The sequence below is a fragment of the Streptosporangium sp. NPDC049644 genome (assembly GCF_040675205.1).
Lineage (GTDB): Bacteria > Actinomycetota > Actinomycetes > Streptosporangiales > Streptosporangiaceae > Streptosporangium > Streptosporangium fukuiense.
The window spans coordinates 81,671-99,320 of the sequence record NZ_JBFAOJ010000003.1 but is presented as its reverse complement, the minus strand read 5'-3'; the positions used below and the strand labels follow the sequence as shown (position 1 = coordinate 99,320).

General features: G+C 70.4%; 15 protein-coding genes. 8 read left to right on the top strand and 7 right to left on the bottom strand.

The features are described 5' to 3' along the window. The first annotated feature begins 12 nt into the window (after positions 1-12). The 5 genes from AB0J58_RS02545 to AB0J58_RS02525 are packed head-to-tail and all read left to right on the top strand — an operon-like array spanning position 13 to position 3,933. Positions 13-603 carry a sigma-70 family RNA polymerase sigma factor gene (locus tag AB0J58_RS02545; protein WP_364209181.1) on the top strand — a complete coding sequence of 197 codons (591 nt, stop codon included), beginning with the start codon at positions 13-15 and terminating at the stop codon, positions 601-603. Continuing rightward, entirely contained in the window at positions 587-1,528 is a 942-nt protein-coding gene (locus AB0J58_RS02540; protein WP_364209178.1) for a hypothetical protein, read from the top strand. Before AB0J58_RS02545 ends, AB0J58_RS02540 begins: the two co-directional genes overlap by 17 nt. After that, complete coding sequence (locus AB0J58_RS02535) at positions 1,525-2,226, top strand: hypothetical protein (RefSeq protein WP_364209175.1); 702 nt, start codon at positions 1,525-1,527, stop codon at positions 2,224-2,226. The genes AB0J58_RS02540 and AB0J58_RS02535 overlap by 4 nt, the downstream gene beginning before the upstream one ends. Next, complete coding sequence (locus tag AB0J58_RS02530) at positions 2,223-3,065, top strand: hypothetical protein (RefSeq protein WP_364209172.1); 843 nt, start codon at positions 2,223-2,225, stop codon at positions 3,063-3,065. The genes AB0J58_RS02535 and AB0J58_RS02530 overlap by 4 nt, the downstream gene beginning before the upstream one ends. A 1-nt stretch (position 3,066) precedes the next feature. Next, positions 3,067-3,933 carry an ABC transporter ATP-binding protein gene (locus AB0J58_RS02525; RefSeq protein WP_364209169.1) on the top strand — a complete coding sequence of 289 codons (867 nt, stop codon included), beginning with the start codon at positions 3,067-3,069 and terminating at the stop codon, positions 3,931-3,933. Between the two features lie 247 nt (positions 3,934-4,180). Here the strand turns inward: AB0J58_RS02525 and AB0J58_RS02520 are convergent, their stop codons facing one another. The 3 genes from AB0J58_RS02520 to AB0J58_RS02510 all read right to left on the bottom strand — a co-directional run bounded on the left by AB0J58_RS02520 (position 4,181) and on the right by AB0J58_RS02510 (position 8,660). After that, on the bottom strand, positions 4,181-5,059 hold the full coding sequence (locus tag AB0J58_RS02520; protein WP_364209166.1) for a DMT family transporter: 879 nt from the start codon (positions 5,057-5,059) through the stop codon (positions 4,181-4,183). A gap of 363 nt (positions 5,060-5,422) precedes the next feature. Beyond that, positions 5,423-6,949: an MFS transporter gene (locus AB0J58_RS02515; RefSeq protein WP_364209163.1), complete on the bottom strand. Its 1,527-nt coding sequence runs from the start codon at positions 6,947-6,949 to the stop codon at positions 5,423-5,425. Positions 6,950-7,142: 193 nt separating this feature from the next. Continuing rightward, positions 7,143-8,660 (bottom strand): DUF2079 domain-containing protein, encoded by a 1,518-nt coding sequence (locus AB0J58_RS02510; protein WP_364209160.1) that lies wholly within the window; start codon positions 8,658-8,660, stop codon positions 7,143-7,145. Positions 8,661-9,072: 412 nt separating this feature from the next. Between AB0J58_RS02510 and AB0J58_RS02505 the strand changes: the two genes are divergently transcribed. Continuing rightward, positions 9,073-10,686, top strand: a complete 1,614-nt coding sequence (locus AB0J58_RS02505; RefSeq protein ID WP_364209157.1) for a hypothetical protein — start codon at positions 9,073-9,075, stop codon at positions 10,684-10,686. 205 nt (positions 10,687-10,891) lie between these two features. On the opposite strand, the gene abc-f is transcribed toward AB0J58_RS02505, so the two are convergent. Beyond that, on the bottom strand, positions 10,892-12,526 hold the full coding sequence (gene abc-f / locus AB0J58_RS02500; RefSeq protein ID WP_364209154.1) for a ribosomal protection-like ABC-F family protein: 1,635 nt from the start codon (positions 12,524-12,526) through the stop codon (positions 10,892-10,894). Between the two features lie 291 nt (positions 12,527-12,817). Here abc-f and nagA point away from each other — a divergent pair, with 291 nt between their 5' ends. Beyond that, positions 12,818-13,954, top strand: coding sequence for an N-acetylglucosamine-6-phosphate deacetylase (gene nagA, locus AB0J58_RS02495; RefSeq protein ID WP_364209151.1), 1,137 nt, complete (start codon positions 12,818-12,820; stop codon positions 13,952-13,954). Between the two features lie 72 nt (positions 13,955-14,026). Here the strand turns inward: nagA and AB0J58_RS02490 are convergent, their stop codons facing one another. After that, the gene (locus AB0J58_RS02490; protein WP_355551611.1) at positions 14,027-15,145 is read right to left on the bottom strand and encodes a GuaB3 family IMP dehydrogenase-related protein; all 1,119 of its coding nucleotides are present in this window, start codon (positions 15,143-15,145) and stop codon (positions 14,027-14,029) included. Between the two features lie 73 nt (positions 15,146-15,218). After that, complete coding sequence (gene guaB, locus AB0J58_RS02485; protein WP_364209147.1) at positions 15,219-16,700, bottom strand: IMP dehydrogenase; 1,482 nt, start codon at positions 16,698-16,700, stop codon at positions 15,219-15,221. Between the two features lie 292 nt (positions 16,701-16,992). On the opposite strand from guaB, the gene AB0J58_RS02480 reads away from it, so the two are divergent. Then, positions 16,993-17,370 (top strand): DUF5319 family protein, encoded by a 378-nt coding sequence (locus tag AB0J58_RS02480; RefSeq protein ID WP_030912798.1) that lies wholly within the window; start codon positions 16,993-16,995, stop codon positions 17,368-17,370. 55 nt (positions 17,371-17,425) lie between these two features. On the opposite strand, the gene AB0J58_RS02475 is transcribed toward AB0J58_RS02480, so the two are convergent. Further along, positions 17,426-17,569 carry a hypothetical protein gene (locus AB0J58_RS02475; RefSeq protein WP_364209144.1) on the bottom strand — a complete coding sequence of 48 codons (144 nt, stop codon included), beginning with the start codon at positions 17,567-17,569 and terminating at the stop codon, positions 17,426-17,428. Between the last annotated feature and the right edge of the window lie 81 nt (positions 17,570-17,650).

The window sequence follows — 17,650 nt, the reverse complement described above, 5'->3', positions numbered from 1 at the left end:
TACCCACCTGGCGTGGACGGGGGAACCGAGAGGATGGCACCGCGCTGGTTCGGCGCCGCGCGCCGGCGTGCCGGCACCCGGGAGGACGACACCCGCGTGCTGGCCAGGGTGGCCGACGGCGACGCGGGCGCGCTGACCGAGCTGTACGAGCGGTACGCCAAGCCGCTGTTCGCCTTCATCTACCGGCTCGCCGGGGATCGAGGCACGGCCGAGGAGATCCTCCAGGACACGCTGCTGGCCGTGTGGCGCTCGGCGGGCACCTACCAGAATCGCTCCAGCGTCAGCACCTGGCTGTTCGGGGTGGCGCGCAGGCAGGCGCACAACCGACTCCGCGGCGTCCCGCCTCCCCTGGCGGCCGAACCGTCCGACGGGGCCGATCCGCTGCCGGGCCCCGAGGAGCTGGCCGTGAGCGACGACCGGGTGCGGGCGGCGCTGGCCCGGCTGCCGCTGACCCAACGCGAGGTGGTGGTACTCGCCTTCCTCGACGACCTGAGCCACCGGGAGATCGCCGAAGTGCTGGAAATCCCGGTCGGCACGGTGAAAAGCCGTCTGCACCACGCCCGAGCGACCCTGAGGGGGTGCCTCGATGAACAACCGTCTTGAGCCAGCAGAACCCCGCGAGTGGCCCGAACCACCAAAGATCCACGACCAACCCGAGACTCCGGGAGTCCATGGCCGACCCGAGCCACCAGAACCCCACGACTGGCCCGAGCTGCGGGAGATCCGCGACGGTATCCCGCCTCCGCCCGGCCCCGAGATCGTGCGCGCCGCCCTGATGAGGGCCGCTCTCGACGGCCTGGAGGTCCCGGCCGCGCCGGAGCCCTCACCGCGGTCACTGTTGTCGTGGAGGACCTCGTCACCACACCTGGCAGCGGCCGTACGGGGGCTGCACAGGGCGCGGGCCCTGCTGGCGATGGAGGCCCGGCTGCTGAATCCGGCGATCCTGCTGGCCTCCGTACTGATCATGGTATTCAGCGTGATTTTCATCCTGGCCGAGAACAATAGAGCCGGAAATCTCGCGGAGTTCATGCTCGCCCTCGCCGCCCCGCTGATCGCCATGGCCGGTGTCGCCGGATCGTGCGGCCCCGAGCATGACGACGCCTTCGAACTGGTCGCCGTCACGCCGATGTCACCGCGCGTCATCATGATGGCCCGGATGACGCTGGTGTTCGGCTACGACCTGCTCCTGGCGCTGCTCGCCTCGGCGGTGCTGGCACCGCTGAACGCCGCCCCCGCCGGGCTGGCATCACTGATCATGGCGTGGCTGGGGCCCATGGCGGTGCTCGCGGGGCTCAGCCTGCTGCTGTCGGTGTGCTGGAACCCCGCCGCCGCGATGGGCGGCGGGCTGTCGGTGTGGGCCCTCTACGCGCTGACCGCCACCGACGTGCCCGTCCCGGACGGCCTGCGCCACCTCTGGACGACCAGCCCCGCCACGATCACCCTCGCCATCGCCCTGACACTCGCCGCCGTGATCGCCTCGGGCACGGGTGAACCGATCCGGCGCGCCCGCGCAACTCACCAGTCATGAGATCACTCGACCTCTGGTCGCACGAGATAAGAAGGGCCGGTCCCGCGGCCCTGCTGGCCCCACCGGTCCTCGTTCTGCTCATCGTGCTTCTCGTCGCCTTCGGCACGCGGCTCGGCTCCCGGGAGGGGAACACCGTGCTGTTCCTGATGACGATCCTGGAAACAGGGATCCCGCTGCTGCCCGGCATCGCCGCCGCCTCGCTGATCGGCAGGGACCACGCGGTGGAGCTACAGCTCACCCTGCCCAGGGGATACCGCTCGACCATGCTGCGCCGCCTGGCCGTGATGGTCGGGTGGACGGCCCTCTGCGCCCTGATCGCCTCGGCGCTGCTGATCGTCACCGGCTGGTGGGACCTGCTGCCCGCCGCCTCCCACGGCCTGGCCGGGCAGCTCGCCTGGCTGTCCCCCATGCTCTGGCTGACGGCCCTGGGCCTGCTCGTCGCGGCCACGCTCCGCAGCGCCTCCGCCGCCGCCGCGATCATCTCGTTCGTCTGGTTATTCGAACAAATGCTCGCATACCTCTTCCAGGAGAACCAGATGCTCCGGCTGCTCCACCTGTTCGCCACCACGCACGGGACGGTGCCCGGCGACTGGCTGCCCAACCGGCTGACCCTGCTGGCGACCGCTTCGCTGCTCGCCGCTGCGGCCTGGCCGCTGCTCGGCAACGCCGAACGGATCCTCGGAGGTGAGGCCGCATGATCGCGACCTTCCGTTACGAGTTCCGCATGCAGATCCGCCGCCCCGTCCTGTGGATCGTCTACGGGCTGACCTTCGCGGTGATCGTCATCACCCTCAACCCGGCGTATGTGGATCTGCAGCGGAGCAACGACAGGGACGACCCGATGACAGCCATGATCGTGTCGGCCGACCTGCTCATGTCCCTGCTGCCCATCGTCTACGGGTGCCTGCTCGCCGACCGGCTCGTCCGTGACCGGCGGCTCGGCGTCGTCGGGGTTCTGGACGCGACCCCGACCGCTCACACCACCCGGTTGATCGGCAAATACCTCGGCACATGCGCGGCCACCGCCGTACCGTTCACGCTCGCCTATTTCGGCCGGGCCGTGGTCTACGCGATCGTCGAGGGCGAGCCTTCCGCATTGGGCTGGGCGGTGGTGGTCTTCGTGACGACCACCGTCCCCGCGCTGCTCTTCGTGGGGGCGCTCGGCCTGGCCGGTCCGCTACTGATGCCGCCGATGCTGTTCCAGGTGCTGTTCGTCGTCTACTGGTTCTGGGGGAACCTCATCTATCCCAGTATGATGCCCACCCTGGCCGACACCATCCTCTCGCCCAACAGCCAGTACGTGGCCTACGGCCTCCTCGGCTACACGCCGGCACCGCCGGGCCCGACGGAAACGCACCTGATCATAGGCCCCGACTACTACACCTACGGCGGCCCCACGCCCGGAGGTGCCTCGCTGGATTTCCTGCGGCCCATGGCCGACGCGCCCGTCGCCCTCCTGTGGATCGGCGTGATGCTCGTGCTCGCGGTCTTCGTCCTCTCCCTCGCCCGTCTCCACACCACCCGGACGGAGTCCTGACATGCGCATCGAGATCTCCCGCCTGACCAAGACCTACCGGGGCGGCGTGCACGCCCTCGACGGGCTCGACCTCGACGTGCCGACCGGCATGTACGGGCTGCTCGGCTCCAACGGGGCGGGCAAGACCACGCTCATGCGCATCCTGGCCGGGCTGCTCAAGCCCACCTCGGGGACGGTCCGCATCGGCGGGCACGACATCGCCACCGCCGACGGCCGCCTCGCCGTGCAGCGGGCGCTCGGCTACCTCCCCCAGGACCTCGGCGTCTACCCCGACCTGACCGCGCGGCAGTTCCTGGACTACATCGCCCTGCTCAAGGGGATCGACTCCCGCGCCACCCGGCGACGCCGGATCGGCGAACTGCTCGAAGTGGTCGCGCTCACCCAGGACGCCGACCGCAGGCTCAAGGGCTTCTCCGGCGGCATGCTGCGCCGGGCCGGCATCGCGCAGGCGCTGCTCGCCGACCCCCGCCTGCTCATCGTGGACGAACCGACCACCGGCCTGGACCCCGAGGAGCGGATCCGGTTCCGCACCCTGCTCTCCCAGCTCGCCGGTGACCGCACGGTCCTGCTCAGCACGCACATCGTCGAGGACGTGGCCCAGACCTGCCGCCTCCTCGCGGTGCTCACTAAGGGACGCCTGGCCTTCACCGGGGACGTCGGCGGACTGGTCTCCCAGGCCGACCACCGGGTGTGGACCCTGACCACCCCCGGCCCCGCCCCCTCGCACGGCAGGGTCGTGGCCGCCGTCCCCGAGGGCACCGGAATGCGCTACCGCCTCATCGCCCCCACCGCCCCCGACCCCTACGCCCGCCCGGCCGAACCGACCCTGGAGGACGGCTACCTGGCCCTGATGGAAACCGGCCGCTGACGCTCTGTTCCTCGGAGTAGGTGAACAAGCGCGGCCGGACCGCGGTCAGCGGAGCCGGTCGCGCAGGCGCGGGCGAAGCCGCTGCCGCGGCCGCTCGCCGCGTTAGCCGACACGATCGGGATCTCGCCGCGAGAGAAGCCCTACTGGATGTCCCCACTCTCGCGGATGTCCTTACCTTCCCGAGAGCAGCAGGAGCCGCCCCTTCGGTGGGACCGGAGCCGGAGCATCGCCGGTTGTCGCGAGCGGATCACTGCCACTCCCCGTCAGGGCGCCGAAGGGCGTTCCGTGTCGGCTTGGCCAGAAACGAGGACCGGCCGAGGATGATGATGCCGGTCACCATCGCGATCAAGCCGACCACCTCCGCCGCGAGCGCCTCCGGAGTGACCCGCAGCCGCTCGGAGAAGATCGCCACGCCCAGCACGATCCCGGTGATCGGCTCGGCGGCCGTGGTGGCCGGCAACGAGATCCGGAGCGGGGCGGCGTCGAACGCGCTCTGGTTGAGCAGCAGCCCCACCACGGCGACGCAGGGCAGCAGGTACGGCTGCCAGGTACCGGCCAGGTTCAGCCCGCTGTCCAGTGTGAGCAGGGAGCTGCGCGTCAGCACGTCCTGCAGCCCGTACAGCACCCCGGCGGCGGCCGCCAGCAACATCGCCCTGACCTGCAGGGAGCGCCGCCGGCCGACCAGGACCAGCACACCCGCCACCACGACCACCGAAAGCACCGCCAGCCACCGCATGGAACCCGATCCAGGCAGAGTCCCGCCATGGGGCCGGCCGCCGTACAGGAACAGCGCCACTCCTCCGCCCACCAGCACCGCGCCCAGCTGCAGCACGCGTCCGAACGGCTCCTGGTAGACGACATGGGCCGCGGTCAGCGCGAACAGCAGGTTCATCGCCAGCAGCGGCGCCACCTTCGCCACGTCCGCCTCCCGCAACGCGAGAGCGCCGAGGATCTGGCCGCAGAGCATCAGCCCGATCCCGCCCAGCCACAACGGCGTGCGGATGAGGTCCAGCAGCAGGCGCAGGTGCAGCATGTCCTCCAACGGCCGGCGGTACGCCGCGTGCTGCTGCGCGACGAAACCGAGGCCGAGAAGGCACGCCGCACCCAGCGAGATCACGATGATCACAAGCGGTGACCTGTTTCGATGTCCGGTCCGGCAGAAGGACACCGGGCGGTGCGGGCGTTCCCCGCACCCTGACCACCAGTGCCCACTACGTGAGTGATCCGGCCCGGCAGGCTGGTGCTGAACGGACCCCCGACCAAGCCTTTCCCCGAACTCCGGCACCGTATCCGACCTGCCGGACTTTCACTCGGACCCGAGCTCCGGTCGCCGGATCCGGCTACGACCCCGGCCGCGACACCTTCGGCCGGTAGCCGGTGATCCGCTGGGCCGCGCCCCGCTCAGTGATCCGGACCTCGCCCCTCGAACGGGCTCGCTGAGACCCGCGATCACCTCCTGAACACACGCCGGGCCGGATCCGATCTCGGATCAGTGAGTCCTTCCACGACCCGTGTCCGTCATTCGTTCGGAGGCGGTCGCCGTCGCGACGTCGCGGGGATATGTGCGCCGGCCGTACAGGAGAACGATCGCGTTCGCGATCAGCGGCACCAGCATGATCAGGAAGGTGTACTGCAAGCCCTGCGCGCTACTCGTCCCGCCCGGGTCGAGGACGTCGGCCAGGAAGCCGAAGGTCACCGGAGCGGCGGTCTCCGCACCCGTGCGAAGGAATGTGCGGATGCTCTCCGCGCGTCCCCAGAGCCGGAAGTGGACGACGTCGAGGCGGGCGGCGTCCAGCGGAGGGTTGGCCGCCGACAACGAGCCGGCCGAGACGAAGAGGAACGGCAGTGCGATCGCCATCGACGTGGTGAGCAGGCCCGGGAGGCAGAAGGCCGCACCGGTCAGGTACGCGACCGCGGGGACCACCAGGCGGGCGCTGACCCGCCCGCGGCGGGCGAACCAGTCGGCGATCCGCCCGCCACAGAGCACCCCCAGCAGGGCACCGAACCCGACGAGCGGCACCAGACCCGTCACCGCGGCCTGGCTGAGGCCGTACTGCTGGTGGACGAAGACGACACCGAAGATCCGCAGACCGGCGAAAAAGAAGTAGCCGACCGCCGAGGCGATGATCAAGACGACATTCGTCCGGATCCTCAGCACATACCGCGCCGCCTGCCACATCGACATCCGTACCGGGTCACGGTGGAGCACCAACGCCGGATCGGGTTCGATCCCGAGATCCCGCACCGCGGAACGCGCCGCGTCGCCCGGATTTCGCGCTCCCCCGCCGCCGTCCTCACCGCTGTCGCCCGGTCCGGAGGCCAGGCCGGCCGTTCCGGCGAGCAGCCGGCTCTGGCCGCCGCGTTCGGGCTCGGGCAGTTTTCGAACGATGACGAACATCAGGACGATCCCGAGCAGTCCGAGGAACCAGAAGGTGGAACGCCACGACAGGAAATACCCGAGATTACCGCCCACCAGCAGCCCGGATCCGGCACCGAGCATCTCGCCGCTCAGGATGAAACCGTAGATCCGGCCCCGTTCGGCGGCCGGGAAGAAATCACCGACGAGCGAGGCGATCGTCGGCCCGGCCGCGGCCGTCACGGCTCCGAGCGCCAGCCGGGAGAGCAGGAGCCACAAGAACGAGTCGGCCAGACCGCCGACCATCATGGCCAGGCTCCACACGGCGATGCTCACGACCAGGATCCGCACCCGCCGCACCCGGTCGGTCAGCACACCGACGGGCAGGACGGCCAGGGCACCGGCCCCCGACGACACCGCGGACAGGGACCCGAGTTCGGTGTTCGTGATGCCCAGGCTCTGTTTGACCTCCACCCCCACCGCCCCGAGGGCCGCCTGGTCGGCGGCGACAAGTCCGAGAACGCAGGCCAGCAGGACAATGACCTGGAACCGCGCGGGGCCTCCCACCACGGCCATCATCCGCCGCGCGGCCCGGTCGACCACGGCACGCACCAGGCCGCCGCCCCCCATGCGCCGCCTACCCCCCGGATCCGCAGGCATAGATCTCATCTCCCCCACTGCCTTTATGCCCCGAAGTGGACCTGGGGCCGACGCCGTGGGGATACCGCCGGGACTGTGCATCCTGGTCGACTCACGCCACACCCGCTGAAAGATCGTTGGGCCGTGCCGCCGTCACCGACGTCCATGGTCGGCACATCCGGGACACCTGCCCCGGCGGACGTGGTCCAGAAGATCAGGCGCGGTGCAGGACCACGTAGCCCTCGCGGTCGTAGACGACCTGGTAGCCCTGGCTCCTCAGTTCGTCGACGTGCTGGCGCTGGCGGTCGAGTGAGATCCAGGGGTAGGCGACACGGGCGGTGTCGGCGACGATCCAGGGGGCGGTGGGGGGTCTGTCCTCCCACAGCAGGACGGTGGTGCGGGCGGACAGGTGGGGGCCCACGTGGTTGACGGCCGCGACGACCACGCCGGAGGGTACGGCCGCGACCGCCTGCTCGGCCGCGACCACATCTGGCTGTTTCTCGTAGAAGGAGGGCCTGATGAGCTGGTCGAGGGGGAATCGCGGGACGAGGGTGAGCGCGACGGCGCAGACGGCGGCCGCCCAGAGCAGCGACGCGCCGCGCTCGCTCAGGCCGGGTTCGCGATCTCGGGCCCAGCGGATCACCCTGGCGGCTCCGTCGACTCCCGCGCAGAACAGGACGGCCACCGTGATGGCGCTGTGGTGGAAGTCGGTCACCCACCACTGCGCGCGGTCCGAGAGCATGCGCTCCAGCAACTGGGGGAGGGCGAACAGCGTCAGCGGGGAGAACAGGCAGGCCAGCAGGGTCGGCCACAGCAGGAAGGCCAGCGTGTCGAGCTTGACCTGCGGGCTGAAGAGGCTGCCGAGGACGCCCAGCGGGTCGCTGAGGGCGTGCACGGCCACCGCGGACATGTCGCCACCGAGGTGGCCGTACGCCCAGTACATGGTGGAGTCGCCGCCCACGGACGGGATGAGGACGGCGAGGACGAGACCGGTGTACGCCAGACCGACCCCCATGTACATGACCCCGTACACGAGCCCGTGCAAGGTCCCGTGCCGGCGTCGCACCTGGAGCAGGACGTACCCGCCGAACCCGACGAGCATCAGCCCCATGTCCTCCTTGACCAGCAGCAGGGCCGCCGCCGCCAGCGCGGTGTGGCCGTGTCTGCCGGCGCTGAAGCGCTCGATCATGACGGCGGTGAGCAGCGGGGCGAACGCGGCCTCGTGGAAGTCGAAGTTCACCGCCCTCGCGATCGGCCAGGACACCGCGTAGGCGACGGCGACCAGGTAGGCGGGGCGGGTGCCGAGCGTCCGCCGGGTGAACAGCCACAGCGGCGGTATGGCCAGCGCGAACAGCGCCGCCTGGGCCACGATCAGCGTCTCGGGGCCGTCATGCAGCCAGTACAGCGGGGCCAGCACCGCCAGGATCGGCGAGAAGTGCTCGCCCAGCTGCACGAAGTCCATGCCCAGACCGAGGTTGACGCCGCGTACCGGACTGGTCGGGGCATCGAAGGAGGCGAAGCCCCGCACCGCCTGGTCGAACAGCGTCAGGTCCATGCTGGTCGCCCGGAACAGGTCGTACCTGACCAGCCCCAGCAGGCAGTAGACCCCGGTGGCCGAGAGGACCAGCGCGGTCAGGGCGACCACGTGCCGCCTCCGTGCCACCAGCCGGAGCACCGCGGGGACCGCCGACCGGAGGCTCGCCCACTCGGCCGTGTCTGGCTGCAAGCCCACCTGTCTCGTCTCCAGCGCGCCGGATACCAAAGCGATCAAAAACTAGCATCACGGACATTAGCTGGAAACCGCCACATTCTACTTTCACAAAAACCCCGTCCGCCCCGTTGCCCTCCCGGTTCGTCGGCGATAGGCGCCAGGGGTGACCCGCCCCGGGTCCGGCGGCACACTCCCGCCCCGCACTGGCACACCGTCCGGTCGATTCGCGGGAGGCGGGAATCAACTGCGCGATGGAGCGTCGATCAGTCCCACGGCGGACGACGCGGGATGAAGGCGTTGCCTAATCTCACGGTTAGTCCCAGCCGCACCCCTGGGCTCAACAGCGGGCACTCGTCCGTCCCAGCAAGATCAAAGGGGCCCGCAAGACCGATCTGGACTCTCGGGTCGTCTGCCGCCCCGCAGAGGAGAACCCGTGCGCTTAAAAAGAGCATCCCTGGCCGTTCTGGCCTCGGCGGTGGCCCTGACCTGGCTTCCCGCCCAACCCGCGCTCGCCGCGCCCGTACAGGGACAGACCCCCTGGTCGGTGCTGCTGTGCAAGTTCGCCGACCATTTCGAAGAGCCCAAGAATCCGCAGCACTTCGAGGACCTGTTCACCACCGAGGGCCTGGGCAAGGGCGGGCTCGCCGACTTCGTCGCCGAGCAGTCACGCGGCCGGGCCTCGATGGCCGGCTCGGTCGTCAAGGGCTGGTTCCCGATGTCCGTCACCGCCGAACAGTGGAAGGCACAGAGCCCCGAGGCGAGGGTCAAGAGCTGCACGAACGCGGCGGGCGTCGGCGGATACGGCGTGCCCGCCGGCCACCGCCTGGCCGTGATGGTCAACGCCTCCGTCGGACTCGACGCCAAGGTCCCGCTGGACGAGACCACCGCGCCGGTCGTGCTGGACCCGCCGCTGTGGGACCTCGCCACGGTCACCGCACACGTGCTGAACCGATCTGGCCTGTCCTATCCCAGGTCGACGCTCTGGCGTAGCCCGTCGTGGCCCATCTGGACCGCTCCGGGGCAGTACGACGACCAGTGGGACGCGCTGAGCAACCCGAACGTCCACGCCGCCCCCTCGGCGCGGTTCGGCCGCGGCACGGTCGGGCTCAGCGGCCCGCACCTGGACGAACTCGGCTGGCTGCCCGGCGACCGGGTCGTCACCCTGGCCAAGGACGGGGTGACCACCCGGACCGTCAGGCTCGCCCCCCTGGAGCGGCCCGACCTGCCGGGAACGCTGCTGGTCCGCGTTCCCCACGACTCGGACCCGTCGCAGTACTACACGGTGGAGTTCCGCAAGAAGACCGGGCAGAGTGCCGGCATCCCCAACGACACCGTGCTCATCCACAAGTACATCGGCGGCAGGCCATACCTGACCAAGAAGTTGAGCGACAAAGAGCCGATGCAGGCGATCGACGCCGACGGCGTGACCGTGACCGTCGACTCGGTCGCCTCGGACTCCGCGACCGTCACCGTCAGCACCGACGCCACCACCAAGTGCCTGGAGGGCTACGACCACCGCGAGGCCGTGGCCGGTGACAAGGTGTGCGTGACGCCCGCCGCCCGCGAGCAGGCGCGGGTCGACAACCAGGACGCGCCCAGGTGGGTGGACTACGAAACAGGAGGCTGCCTGCTCGCCCGGCGCTGGCGGCTGATCACCCCCACCGACAAGGTGTGCATCACCCCCGAGACCGAACAGCAGATCATCGCCGACAACCAGGCCGCCCCCTCCCGGACCAACCCCGTCCGCAACGTATGGGGACCGAACGCCTGCGCCGGCGACTACGTCTGGCGCCAGGCCGACGCGAGCGACTACGTCTGCGTGACCATGGAAACCCGCCTGCAGATCCTGGAGGACAACGCCGCCGCGGCGAGCAGGTGGACCGACGGCCCCCACGGCCCGCGCACCTGCGTGTCCGGCTACGTCTGGCGCGAGGCCTTCATCGGTGACCAGGTCTGCGTCACCGGCGACCGCCGCGAGCAGGCCCGCCAGGACAACGCCCTGGCCCACACCCGCGTCCGCTGGCCGAACGGAGGATCCTCCCGGTAGCCGTGACCGGGCGCCCGGCACGGAGCATGAGGACGACCTTCCCGAGGAACTCGCCCGCGAGTTCCTCGGGCGCCCCGAGTCACCGGCGCCCTAGCGGCCCACCCCACCCCGAAGGACTCCGTTGCCCGATTCGTTGTCGATCTCCGCGACCTGCCTGCCAGGCACCGGATAACCGACCGGCGGCGACCAGGCAGTCAAGGTCACCTCACGCGTCAGGTGCGCTCGTTTCGAGGAGGCGGCCCTCGGACAGCCGTAGCCAGCGGTTCACGCCGATCTCGGCGAGGAACCGCTCGTCGTGGCTGACCACCACGAAGGCGCCCTCGTAGGAGCGCAGGGCACCTTCCAGCTGGGCGACGCTGACCAGGTCGAGGTTGTTGGTCGGCTCGTCCAGCAGCAGCAGCCGGGGCGCCGGTTCGGCGTACAGGACGCAGGCCAGGGTGGCACGCAGCCGCTCGCCGCCGGACAGCACCCCGACCGGGAGGTGAACGCGGGAGCCCCGGAACAGGAAGCGGGCGAGCAGGTTCATCCGCTCCGCCTCCGGCAGCCCCGGCGCGAACGCGGCCAGGTTCTCCGCCACACTGCGGTCCAGGTCCAGCAGGTCCAGCCGCTGGGACAGGTAGGCGACCCGGCCATCGGCCCGCCTGGTCCCGCCCCCCTCCGACTCCAGCTCACCGTTGATCATCCGCAGCAGGGTGGACTTTCCGGCGCCGTTGGGGCCGGTCAGCGCGATCCGCTCGGGCCCCCGGATCGTCAGGTCGACGCCCTGCCCGGCGAAGAGGGCCCGCTCACCGTGACTGACCCTCATCCGCTCGCCGAGGAAGACCGTACGGCCGGCCGGGACGTTGGTCCCGGGCAGCTCCAGCGAGATCCGCTGCTCGTCGCGCAGGGCGCGGCCCGCCTCGTCGAGCCGGGCCCTGGCTCCGCTGACCCGCGCGGCGTGCGTCTCGTTCGCCTTCCCCGCCGACTCCTGGGCGTTCCGCTTCATCGTCCCGGCGAAGATCTTCGGCAGACCGGCGTCCTTGAGGGTGCGGGCGGCGTTGCCGGCCCGGCGCGCGGCCCGCTCCCGGGCCTGCTGCATCTCCCGCTTCTCCCGCCTGACCTCCTGCTCGGCATTACGGACGTTCTTCTCGGCGATCTCCCGTGCGGCGCGCACGGCCTCCTCGTAGAAGGCGAAGTTCCCGCCGTAGGAGCGGATCTCACCCCGGTCGAGTTCGGCGATGCGGTCCATCCGGTCGAGCAGCGCCCGGTCGTGGCTGACCAGCAGCAGGCAGCCGTTCCAGTCGGCGAGCACGTCGTAGAGCCGCCTGCGCGCGTCGAGGTCGAGGTTGTTGGTCGGCTCGTCGAGCAGCAGCACGTCGGGCCGCTTCAGCAGCTGCGCGGCCAGGCCGAGGGAGACGACCTGGCCACCGCTGAGGGTGCGCAGGTGCCGGGTGAGGGAGACGTCCCCGAGGCCGAGCCGGTCCAGCTGGGCGCGGGTGCGCTCCTCGATGTCCCAGTCGTCGCCGACCGTGGTGAAGTGCTCCTCGCTCGCGTCCCCGGACTCGATGGCGTCCAGCGCGCTGATCACCGGGGCGATCCCCAGGACCTCGGCCACGGTCAGGTCGCCGACCAGGGGCAGCGTCTGGGGTAGATAGCCCGGCACCCCCCGTACCGTGACCGAGCCGGCGGTCGGGCGGAGTTCACCGGCGATCAGCCTGAGCAGCGTGCTCTTGCCGGCGCCGTTGGGCGCGACCAGGCCGGTGTGTCCGGCGGGGACGGTGAACGAGAGGTCCTCGAACACCGGGGTGTCGTCGGGCCAGGAAAAGGACAGGTTGGAAACCACGATCAGGGCGTCGGACATCAAATCGCTTCCGCGTTCGGCCGGCACGGTGAGACCCGCCCGGCGAAATGATCAGGACACGAAGACATCACCGATCGGCGGTCCCGCGATGCGCGCGTCACCGATGGCGATGGGGGCCGGTATCACCCGGAGATGTCTTCTTCGCCTGCCATGTCATATTCCGTTCCGCCGTTACCGACCGACTACCTTATCAGCGGAGAGCCTCACTCTCATCGTCGATAAATCAGACCGGCGCCACCCCACGGTCGCGTCGGGAACGGCTTCTCCCGGGAACCCGAGAGGATGGGGACCATGAGCATCACACTCGCTGACGCACGCATCGTGACCCCCGAAGGTGTCCACGGGGGCTGGCTCACCATCGAAGACGGCCGCATCACCCACGTGGGCCAGGGCTCCGCGCCAGGGTCCGGGCTCGCCCTCGGCGGACGGTACGTCGTGCCCGGCTTCGTCGACATCCACAACCACGGCGGGGCGGGCGGTTCCTTTCCCACCGGCGATCCGGAGCAGGCGAGCCGGGCCGTCGAGTTGCACGCCCGGCACGGCACCACCACGCTGATGGCCAGCCTGGTCACCGCCTCCCTGGACGACCTGGCCAGGGCCGCCGCCGCCCTCGCCGACCTGTGCGAGGACGGCCTGCTGGCCGGGATCCACCTTGAGGGCCCCTACATCTCCACGGCCCGATGCGGCGCGCACAACCCGGCGCTGCTCCGCGAGCCCTCGCCCCAGGAGCTCGCCGGACTGATCAAGGCCGGGCGCGGCCAGGTGCGGATGGTCACCATCGCCGCCGAACTGCCCGGCGCGCTGGACACCGTACGGGAGGCGACGGCGAGCGGCGTGATCGCCGCCCTCGGCCACAGCGACGCCACCTACACCCAGACGATCGCCGGGATCGAGGCGGGCGGCAGCGTCGCGACCCACCTCTACAACGCGATGCCGCCGCTGCACCACCGCGACCCGGGGCCGATCGCCGCGCTGCTCCAGGACGAGCGTGTCACGGTCGAGCTGATCAACGACGGCGTGCACCTGCACCCTGCCATGACGCGCCTGGCCTTCGAGGTCGCCGGTCGCGGCAGGACCGCGCTGATCACCGACGCGATGGCGGCGGCGGGCATGGGCGACGGCGTCTACGGGCTCGGCCCGATGAAGGTGGACGTGGTGGACGGGGTGGCCCGGCTGGCCGAAGGCGGCTCCATCGCCGGCAGCACCCTGACCATGGACGTCGCGTTCCGGCGGGCCGTGCACGAGGTGGGCCTGTCACTGTCCGAGGCGTCCGAGATCGCCTCTCTGACCCCCGCCAGGGTGCTCGGCCTCGCCGACCGCCTGGGGTCCGTCTCGGTCGGCAAGCAGGCCGACCTGGTGGTGCTCACCGAGGAGCTGGAGGTCTCCGGCGTGATGCGCAGGGGTTCCTGGATCGTCGAACCCCGCTGAACCGATCACTGCCCGGCGGCGCGTGAGAAACGGCGAATGCCCGGCCGGTCGGCCGGGCATTCGCGCGAGAGCTCAGCCGGCCTGCGGGGCGACGACCACCTCGACCCGCTGGAACTCCTTGAGGTCGGAGTATCCGGCGGTGGCCATCGTGCGCCTGAGCGCGCCCATCAGGTTCATCGAGCCGTCGGCCACCGAGGAGGGTCCGTGCAGGATCTGCTCCAGCGTGCCGATCGTGCCGAACTCGACCCGCTTGCCCCTGGGCAGCTCGGGGTGCTGCGCCTCCGACCCCCAGTGGAAGCCCTGGCCGGGGGCCTCGACGGCCCTCGCCAGCGGCGAGCCGACCATGACCGCGTCCGCGCCCACCGCGATCGCCTTGGCGATGTCGCCAGAGGTGCCCATGCCGCCGTCGGCGATGACGTGGACGTAACGGCCGCCGGACTCGTCCATGTAGTCACGGCGGGCGGCGGCCACGTCGGAGATCGCGGTGGCCATCGGCACCGCCACGCCCAGCACCGTGCGGGTGGTGTGCGAGGCGCCGCCGCCGAAGCCGACGAGCACCCCGGCCGCGCCGGTCCGCATCAGGTGAAGCGCCGCGGTGTAGGTGGCGCACCCCCCGACGACCACGGGGACGTCGAGCTCGTAGATGAACTGCTTGAGGTTGAGCGGCTCGGCCCTGCCCGAGACGTGCTCGGCGGAGACCGTGGTACCGCGGATCACGAAGATGTCCACGCCCGCGTCGATGACCGCCTTGTGGTACTGGACCGTGCGCTGCGGGGAGAGCCGGACCGCCGTGGCCACCCCGGCCGCGCGGATCTCCTCGATGCGGCGGCCGATCAGCTCTTCCTTGATCGGCGCGTTGTAGATCTCCTGCAGCCGCCTGGTGGCGGGCTCTCCCTTGAGCTCGGCCACCTCCTGCAGCAGCGGCATCGGGTCCTCGTACCGGGTCCACAGCCCTTCGAGGTCGAGCACGGCGAGACCGCCGAGCCTGCCGACCTCGATGGCGGTCTTCGGCGAGACCACGCTGTCCATCGGGCTCACCACGACGGGCAGCTCGAAGCGGTAGGCGTCGATCTGCCAGGCGATCGAGACCTCCTCCGGGTCGCGGGTACGACGGGACGGAACGATGCCGATATCGTCGAGCGCGTAGGCACGACGGCCGTTCTTGCCGCGGCCGATCTCCACCTGAGTCATATGTCTGTCTTTTCCGTTCCGTGGCGGGCATGGCGCACGCCACGCTTTCACGGCGTGCGCGCTGCGCGCCGCTCTAGCGACCGTGGTAGTTGGGGGCCTCGACCGTCATCTGGATGTCGTGCGGGTGGCTCTCCTTGAGGCCCGCCGACGTGATCGGCATCAGCTCGCACCGTACGTGCATCTCGGGGATCGTGCGGCATCCGGAGTACCACATGCCCTGGCGCAGGCCGCCGACGAGCTGGTGGGCCACCGCGGCGACCGGGCCACGGTAGGGGACCTGTCCCTCGATGCCCTCGGGGATGAACTTGTCCTCGGTGCCGACATCGGCCTGGGCGTAGCGGTCCTTGCTGAACGAGGCGCCGCCGCGCTCACGGTTGCGGACCGCACCGAGCGAGCCCATCCCCCGGTACGACTTGAACTGCTTGCCGTTAATGAAGATCAGTTCGCCCGGGGACTCCTCGCAGCCCGCCAGGAGCGATCCGAGCATGACCGAGTCGGCCCCGGCCGCGATGGCCTTGACGATGTCGCCCGAATACTGCAGGCCGCCGTCGCCGATCACCGGAACCCCCGCGGGGCCGGCGGCGAGGGACGCCTCGTGGATGGCCGTCACCTGCGGGGCTCCGACGCCGGCGACCACCCGGGTGGTGCAGATGGAGCCGGGCCCGACACCGACCTTGACCGCGTCGACCCCGGCGTCGACCAGCATCTGGGCACCCCCGCGGGTGGCGATGTTGCCGCCGATCACGTCGACCCTGCTGTTGGCCTTGATCTTGGCGATCATGTCGGCGAGGCCCTTGGAGTGGCCGTGCGCGACGTCCACCACGATCACGTCGACCCCGGCCTCGATCAGCGCGCTCGCCCGCTTGTCCGCGTCACCGCCGACACCGACGGCCGCCCCCACGACGAGCCGGCCGTTGGCGTCCTTGGTCGAGAGCGGGTACTTCTCGCTCTTGGTGAAGTCCTTGACGGTGATCAGCCCGCGCAGCCGCCCCCCGGCGTCGACCAGCGGGAGCTTCTCGATCTTGTTCTTCCTGAGCAGGTCGAACGCGTCGTCGGTGGAGACCCCGACCGGCGCGGTGACCAGCGGCATCGGGGTCATGACCTCGCGCACCGGACGGCTGTGGTCGCTCTCGAAGCGCATGTCACGGTTGGTGACGATGCCGACGAGCACGCCGCTCGCGTCGGTCACCGGCACGCCGGAGATCCGGTAGGTGGCGCAGAGGCGCTCGACGTCGGCGAGCGTCTCGTCGGGAGAGCAGGTGATCGGGTTGGTGACCATCCCGGCCTCGGAGCGCTTGACGAGGTCGGCCTGCTGGGCCTGGTCCTCGATCGACAGGTTGCGGTGCAGGATGCCGATGCCGCCCTGGCGCGCCATCGCCACCGCCATGCGGGCCTCGGTCACCGTGTCCATCGCCGCGGAGATCAACGGGATCCGCAGGGTGATGCCCCTTGACAGCCGCGTGGTGGTCTCGGCCTCCCCGGGTTGCAGGTCCGAATACGCGGGCACCAGCAGCACGTCGTCGAACGTGAGCCCCCGATCGGTGAACTTGGCCATCTGCAACCCTCCTGCCGCGGCGCTCTCATGAAGGGGAAAGGCGCCGACCCCCGGGTCACAGTTTAGAGTCTGGCGCCAAACCTGGTGGACCCGGGGGAAAAGCCGGAGGCCCGGATCTCCCACAGAAGTCGCATACTGGAAGCAGCCGGGTTTCCAGTACTGGTCGGAGATCTTCAGGTTCCCGCGTCCAGGACCTCCCGGCCACAGCGATCGCCTGCCCGTACCGCCCCGGACCGTCATACTCGTACCGGTTCGGGGCCTGTCTGTCACATCCAGGCCATAAGGTGGGATCGTGCTCGACGATGTCCCTCGCGACCCGTTCGCGGATGACCCCGACGACCCGGCGGCGGCGCTGGGCGATCCCGACGATCCCGAGCCGCTGACCACGGACGAGCGCGACGAGGCCATGACCGACCTCGCCGACGTGGAGGTTTTCCGCTCACTGCTGGAGCCCCAGGGTGTGCTCGGTCTGGTGCTCGACTGCCCCGAATGCGGGGAGCAGCACTACTTCGACTGGGAGTTGCTGCGCGGCAACCTGCGCCAGATGATCGAAAACGGCCAGCCCCAGGTGCACGAGCCCGCCTACCAGCCCAACCCCACCGACTATGTGAGCTGGGAGTACGCCCGGGGCTACGTGGACGGCGTGATCGACACCGAAGAACACCACTGACCCACGTCGCCGGTCGCCCCGGCCCGCCCACCGTGCGCCGCGAACACGCCCGAGGTCATCCGGACGGCGTGATCGACACCGAGGAACACCGCTGATCCACGTCGTCGATCAAGGCGGCCAGCAGGGCGATCGCGGCGTCCGACGTGGAGACGGGCGTCCTGCCCGAGAGCGCCTCCACGAGGGCGTCGGTCTCGGCCACGGCCGGATCCTCGTCCGGCCCATACCTTCGAGCCGGACGTCGCGGGTGAACCGTTGTCATGATCGTTCTCGCTCCGGGTCG